At 68.0% G+C, this 6,229-nt stretch carries 4 protein-coding genes and 2 pseudogenes; 4 read left to right on the forward strand and 2 right to left on the reverse strand.

What is annotated here, in order from left to right:
* Positions 1-435: pseudogene (locus tag A5624_RS03275) on the reverse strand (hypothetical protein); the annotation flags it as partial.
* A gap of 182 nt (positions 436-617) precedes the next feature.
* Between A5624_RS03275 and A5624_RS03280 the strand changes: the two are divergent.
* A complete protein-coding gene (locus tag A5624_RS03280) occupies positions 618-1,592 on the forward strand; it encodes a carbohydrate kinase family protein (protein ID WP_066861472.1) in 975 nt (324 codons plus the stop codon).
* 153 nt (positions 1,593-1,745) lie between these two features.
* On the opposite strand, the gene asnB is transcribed toward A5624_RS03280, so the two are convergent.
* Positions 1,746-3,725 (reverse strand): asparagine synthase (glutamine-hydrolyzing), encoded by a 1,980-nt coding sequence (asnB, locus tag A5624_RS03285; RefSeq protein ID WP_066861475.1) that lies wholly within the window; start codon positions 3,723-3,725, stop codon positions 1,746-1,748.
* A gap of 156 nt (positions 3,726-3,881) precedes the next feature.
* Here asnB and A5624_RS03290 point away from each other — a divergent pair, with 156 nt between their 5' ends.
* From A5624_RS03290 to A5624_RS03300, 3 genes and pseudogenes are all read left to right on the forward strand, one after another.
* A complete protein-coding gene (locus tag A5624_RS03290) occupies positions 3,882-4,949 on the forward strand; it encodes a cytochrome c oxidase subunit II (RefSeq protein WP_066861478.1) in 1,068 nt (355 codons plus the stop codon).
* Between the two features lie 13 nt (positions 4,950-4,962).
* Positions 4,963-5,382 (forward strand): cytochrome c oxidase subunit 4, encoded by a 420-nt coding sequence (locus A5624_RS03295; RefSeq protein ID WP_066861481.1) that lies wholly within the window; start codon positions 4,963-4,965, stop codon positions 5,380-5,382.
* Between the two features lie 187 nt (positions 5,383-5,569).
* Positions 5,570-6,229 (forward strand): annotated as a pseudogene (locus tag A5624_RS03300) (hypothetical protein); the annotation flags it as partial.

Below are 6,229 nucleotides of genomic sequence, written 5' to 3' on the forward strand. Positions count from 1 at the left end.
GTCGGACCGCTTGTCCTGGACCCCGTCGTACAGGCCGCACAGCGCGTTGCGGGCGATCTCGTCGATGTCGCGGTGTTCCAGCGCATCCAGGTAGCCCTGGATGGCCGTCTTCGCCGCGCCCTCGGAGAAGGTGGCGCCGGTGTTGGCCCCGTTGGTGCGGACCCCGTACACGATGGCCACCGTCAACACCGCGACGAGCGCGATGGCCAGCGCGATGCCGACGACGAGCCGCCGCTTGGACCGCGGGTAGGGCACCGGCGCGCCGGGCTGCCCGGCATAATTGGCGGGAGCGGCTCCCGCCTGCGGGGCTGCGCCGAAACCCGGGTCGGTGTTGGGGTCGTCGGGGAACTCGAGGGGCTCGGATTCGCGTGGGGGCTCGGGTCCGCTCGGTCCGCCGCTGCCGCCGGTGTGGTTCGGCGAGTGCGGACCTGCCATCGTGGTTCTCCTACGGTGGTAGACGGGACTGCAATCGGGTTGCGGCCCGAGCATGTGATCCCGGCGACTTGAGTGAGTTCCCTAGGGAGGCTAGCGCACGACCTCACGCCGACCGCGCACCCAGCGACGGTCGAGGCCCGTGAGTAAGCTAGATAACCTTACTAACGAAGGATGGAGTTTTCGTGACGATCGCGGTGACAGGTTCGATTGCGACCGACAACCTGATGCGTTTCCCCGGCAAGTTTTCCGAGCACCTGCTTGCCGAGCACCTGCAGAAGGTTTCCCTGAGTTTTCTGGTTGACGACCTGGTGATTCACCGCGGCGGCGTGGCCGGCAACATCGCGTTCGCCATCGGCGTGCTGGGCGGCGACGTGGCGCTGGTCGGCGCGGCCGGCGACGACTTCGACGACTACCGCCAGTGGCTGCAGTCCCACGGCGTCAACTGCGACAACGTGCTGATCTCGCAGACCGCCAAGACGGCCCGGTTCACCTGCACCACCGACGAGGACATGGCCCAGATCGCGTCGTTCTACCCGGGCGCAATGTCGGAGGCCCGCAACATCAAGCTCGCCGACGTCGTGTCGTCGGTGGGCCAGCCGGACCTGGTCATCGTCGGCGCCAACGACCCCGACGCGATGGTGGTGCACACCGAGGAGTGCCGCAAGCTCGGCCTGCCGTTCGCCGCCGACCCCTCCCAGCAGCTGCCCCGGCTGTCCGGCGCGGAGATCGACAAGCTCGTCGACGGGGCCGCCTACTTGTTCACCAACGACTACGAGTGGGAGCTGCTGCTCTCCAAGACCGGCTGGTCCGAGGCCGACGTGCAGAAGAAGGTCGACCTGCGGGTGACCACGCTGGGCGCCAAGGGCGTCGACATCGTCGAGCGCGACGGGACCACCACCCACGTCGGTGTGGTGCCCGAGACCAGCCAGACCGATCCCACCGGCGTGGGCGACGCGTTCCGGGCCGGTTTCCTCACCGGTCGCACCGCCGGGCTCAACCTCGAGCGTTCGGCCCAGCTGGGCTCGCTGGTCGCCGTGCTGGTGCTGGAGTCGACCGGCACCCAGGAGTGGACGTGGGACCCGGCCGTCGCCAAGACCCGGCTGGCCGACGCTTACGGCGACGAGGCGGCCACCGAGATCGCCGCGGTGCTCGCGTAGAGCTGGCGCGCTGGCGCCTCGGGTGTGAACCCACGGCGTCCAGCGTGAGCTGAGGGCGGCGACACGCCGACAATCAACGCCAGGGATTCACCCGCAACGCCCTGGCTTCACACCCAACCGCGGATGCGCGGGCCGGTACTAGACGGGCCGGTACTAGAGCTGCACCGGGTACACCGGCTCGCTGATCTGGGGCACCACGGTGCGCTCGACGAAGATCGCGTGCCAAAGCATGAAGATCAACAGCGTCCAGAGCCGGCGGCTGTGATCGCTGACGCCGTTGCGGTGCTCGTCGAGCATCCGGCGCACGGCGGCTAGGTCGACCAGGTGGCCGGCCTGCGACGAGTCCACCATCGCGTACGCCCACTCCAGCAGTTCGCCGGCGCGCAGCCAGTGCCGGATGGGCACCGGGAAACCCAGCTTGGGCCGGTGCAGCACATGCGCCGGCACGATCGGCTCCAGCGCACGCCGCAGCGCATACTTCGTCGTCGTGCGGGTGATCTTGGCCTCGACGGGCAGCCGGGAGGCGACGGCGAACACCTCGGGATCCAGGAACGGCACCCGCAGCTCCAGCGAGTTGGCCATGGTCATCTTGTCGGCCTTGACCAGGATGTCGCCGCGCAGCCAGGTGAACAGGTCGATGTGCTGCATGCGAGCCACCGGATCCCAGCCCGCCGATTCGGCGTACACCGCCGCGGTGACGTCGGTGTGGGTCCATTCCGCGCGGAAGCCGGGCAACACGTCGCGCAGCTGCGCGTCGGAGAAGCTGCGGGCGTTGCCGTAGTAGCGCTCCTCGAGGGTCAGTGAGCCGCGGTGCAGCAGGCTCTTGCCCCGCATCCCCTCCGGCAGGGGTTTGGACACCTTGCCCATCGACCGCCGCAGCGGCCTCGGCAGATAGTCAAAAGGCTTCAGCGACAAGGGTTCCCGGTAAATCGTGTAACCGCCGAACAACTCGTCTGCGCCTTCGCCGGACAGTACCACCTTCACGTGCTTGCGGGCCTCCCGCGCGACGAAGAACAGCGGCACCAGCGCCGGGTCGGCCACCGGCTCGTCGAGGTACCAGACGATCTCGGGCAGGGCGGCGACGAACTCGTCGGGCGTGACCACCTTGGCGATGTGCCGGGCGCCGATCGCCTCCGCCGAGGCCACTGCGACGTCGATCTCGGAGAATCCCTCGCGCTCGAAGCCGGTGGTGAACGTGATCAGCCGCGGGTTGTGCCGGATGGCCAGCGCCGCGATGGCGGTGGAGTCGATTCCCCCGGACAGGAACGCCCCGACAGTGACGTCGGCGCGCATGTGCTTGGCCACCGAGTCCTCGAGCACCGCGGTGATCTCGTCGTAGCGGGCCTGTTCGGTGTCCCGGGTGATCGGCACCGCGGCGAACCGCGGCACGAAGTACCGGGTGACCTCCGGCTGCAGGCGGTCGGGACGGATGCGGGCGTAGCAGCCCGATTCCAGCCGGCGCACCCCGCGGTGCAGCGTCTCGGGCTCGGGCACGTACTGCAGGACGGTGTAGTGCTGCACGGCCCGCTCGTCGATCGCGGTGTCGAACCCCACCAGCTCGGCCAGATCCAGCAGGCACTTCTTTTCGCTGGCCACCGCGGTGCCGCCCGTACCGGTCGCCATGAACAGTGGCTTGATGCCGAAAGGGTCTCGGGCGCAGAGCAATTCGCGGGTCGCGGTGTCCCACAGCGCGAACGCGAACATGCCGCGCAGCCGGGTCAAGACGTCGGTGCCCCAGTAGTGGTAGCCCGCGACGATGGGCTCGCCGTCTCCGTCGGTGGCGAAGGCGACGCCGTGCCGGCTGGCCAGTTCGTCGCGCAGCTCGAGGTAGTTGTAGATCTCGCCGTTGAACACCAGCACGTAGCGGCCGGGCTCCTCGGGCGGCCCCCAGCGCAGCGGCTGATGTGAATGCGCGATGTCGATGATCGAGAGCCGGTTGAAGCCGAACACGACGGAGCCGTCGGTGTCCGGGTCCACCCAGGTGCCCGGCTCGTCGGGCCCGCGGTGGCGCATCGAGTGCGACGCGCGGGCGACCGCGCCGTCGGCTCGGGCGGCGGCCTCCTTGTCCAAGTCCTTGTCCAAGTCCTTGCCCGCGCTCCCCGGGGCGGCGACGAACGCCAGCAGACCACACACGGCGCCCCAGTATGCCGCACTTGGCGGGCGTGCGGGGATGTCGCACCCGGCACGTCGTCCATGGCCGGACAAGCCGGTGGGCCGGGGTTTCGTCGCCCGCCTCAGGCGCGTGGTCTACGCTGCGTAGTATTCGATATCCGAGCAGGAGGCGCTAACGTGACCCCTCGCGAGCAGGACCGTTCGCAACGTTTGTCGCAGGGCAGGTTTCGGCGCCGTCTTCGGCCGTTCGCGCTGGCGATTACGCTGGGCGTGCTGGCGCTGGTCCTGAGCGGGTGCAGCGGCTGGGCGGACGCGCTGGCCCTGGGCTGGCCGCGGGGCATCACCCCGGAGGCCCATCTGAACCGGGAACTGTGGATCGGCGCCGTGATCGCCTCGCTGGTGGTCGGCGGCATCGTGTTCGGGCTCATCTTCTGGGCGTCGGCCTTCCACCGCAAGAAGGCCACCGACACCGACCTGCCCCGGCAGTTCGGCTACAACATGCCGCTGGAGCTGGTGCTCACGGTGACCCCGTTCCTCATCATCTCGGTGCTGTTCTACTTCACCGTCGTGGTGCAGGAGAAGATGCTGCACCTGGCCAAGGACCCCGAGGTAGTGGTCGATGTCACGGCCTTTCAATGGAACTGGAAGTTCGGCTATCAGCGCGTGGCCTTCAAGGACGGCACGCTGAACTACGACGGCACGGACCAGGAACGCAAGAAGGCGATGCTGTCCAAGCCGGAGGGCAAGGACGCCCACGGCGAGGAGCGCGTCGGCGCCGTCCGCGGCTTCAACACCTCCGACCGTCAGTACCTGAACTTCGACAAGGTCGAGACGCTGGGATCCAGCGAGGAGATCCCGGTTCTGGTGTTGCCCACCGGCAAGCGCATCGAGTTCGACCTGGCGTCCGCGGACGTAGTGCACACGTTCTGGGTGCCGGAGTTCCTGTTCAAGCGCGACGTGATTCCCAACGCCGACGCGAACAACTCGGTGCACGTGTTCCAGACCGAGGAGATCCAGAAGCCGGGCGCGTTCGTCGGCCACTGCGCGGAGTTCTGTGGCACGTATCACTCGATGATGAACTTCGAGGTTCGGGTGGTGGCGCCCAACGACTTCAAGGCCTACCTGCAGCAGCGGATGGACGGAAAGAGCAACGCCGAGGCGTTGCAGGCGATCGGGCAGCCGCCGCTCGCGGTGACCACCCATCCGTTCGACACCAAGCGCGGTCAATTGGCCGGAAGCCAGTAGGTTAGGACACCAAATGCATATCGAAGCCAGGCTATTCGAGTTCATCGCCGGGTTTTTCATTGTGGTTGCGGTGCTCTACGGGGTGCTGACCGCGATCTTCGCCACCGGGGGCGTGGAGTGGGCGGGCACCACCGCGCTGGTGCTGACCGGCGGCCTGGCGTTGATCACGGCGACGTTCTTCCGGTTCGTTGCGCGGCGGCTGGACACCCGGCCCGAGGACTACGAGGGTGCTGAGATCAGCGATGGAGCAGGCGAATTGGGCTTCTTCAGCCCGCACAGCTGGTGGCCGATTCTGATCGCGCTGTCGGGCTCGGTGACCGCGGTCGGCATCGCGCTGTGGCTGCCGTGGCTGATCACCGCCGGGGTGATGTTCATCCTGACGTCGGTGGCCGGCTTGGTCTTCGAGTACTACATCGGTCCCGAGAAGCACTGATTCGCGGCATAAAGGTCACAATCCGATCACGTGATTGGTGGGCCGTTCGCCACGACGGCTTTGCCCCTTGGGGGTTCGGTAGTGTTCTGCCCAGGCAACGAGGAGTTTCCCAGCGCGCCCGCATCGATTGTGATGGCGGAGTCTGGTGCGCAGGTGAGGCAGTCGAACAGGGTAGGCAAAGGCAGAGATGAGCGGGTCAAGACCCCCGGAATGGGATCCTGACGCACCCGACCCTGCCGAGGAGATCAGCCACGAACCGGAGCTCGGCGACGAGCCGGCCGACGATCTCGAACCCGTGTCGCACGGCGACGTCGGGGACGAGCCGGAACCCTTCGAGGACAGCGCCGAACTGGCCGCGGCGGACCACAACGATGAGACCGACGCCTACTCGCGGGCCTATTCGGCTCCGGAGTCCGAGCATTTCACCAGCGGCCCCTACCTGCCGGCGGATCTGCGGCTCTACGACTACGACGAGTTCGACGAGGCCGCCGCCGACGACGAACGCAGCACCGCGCGCTGGCCGTGGGTGGTCGGGATCGCCGCGATCGTGGCCGCGATCGCGCTCGTCGTCTCGGTATCGCTGCTGTTCGCCCGGACCGACACCACCAAGCTCGCCAACCCCGGAACCACCACCGCGCCGTCCACGCCGCCGCCGCAGGACGAGATCACGACCACCAAGCCACCGCCACCGCCGCCACCACCACCCACGAGCGAACCGCCGCCGCCCCCGACAGCAACGGAGACCCAGACTGTGACGGTGACGCCCTCTCCGGCACATCCTCCCCCGCCTGCCAACCCCGTTGCCGTCGGCACGCTACTGGTCGGCGACGACGTCGGTCACCCGGCC

This window comes from Mycobacterium sp. 1482292.6, assembly GCF_001672995.1.
Lineage (GTDB): Bacteria > Actinomycetota > Actinomycetes > Mycobacteriales > Mycobacteriaceae > Mycobacterium > Mycobacterium europaeum_A.

Coding starts and splice junctions, on each gene's coding strand:
- A5624_RS03295 (WP_066861481.1), top strand. CDS start 4,963: ATGCATATCGAAGCCAGGCTATTCGAGTTCATCGCCGGGTTTTTCATT.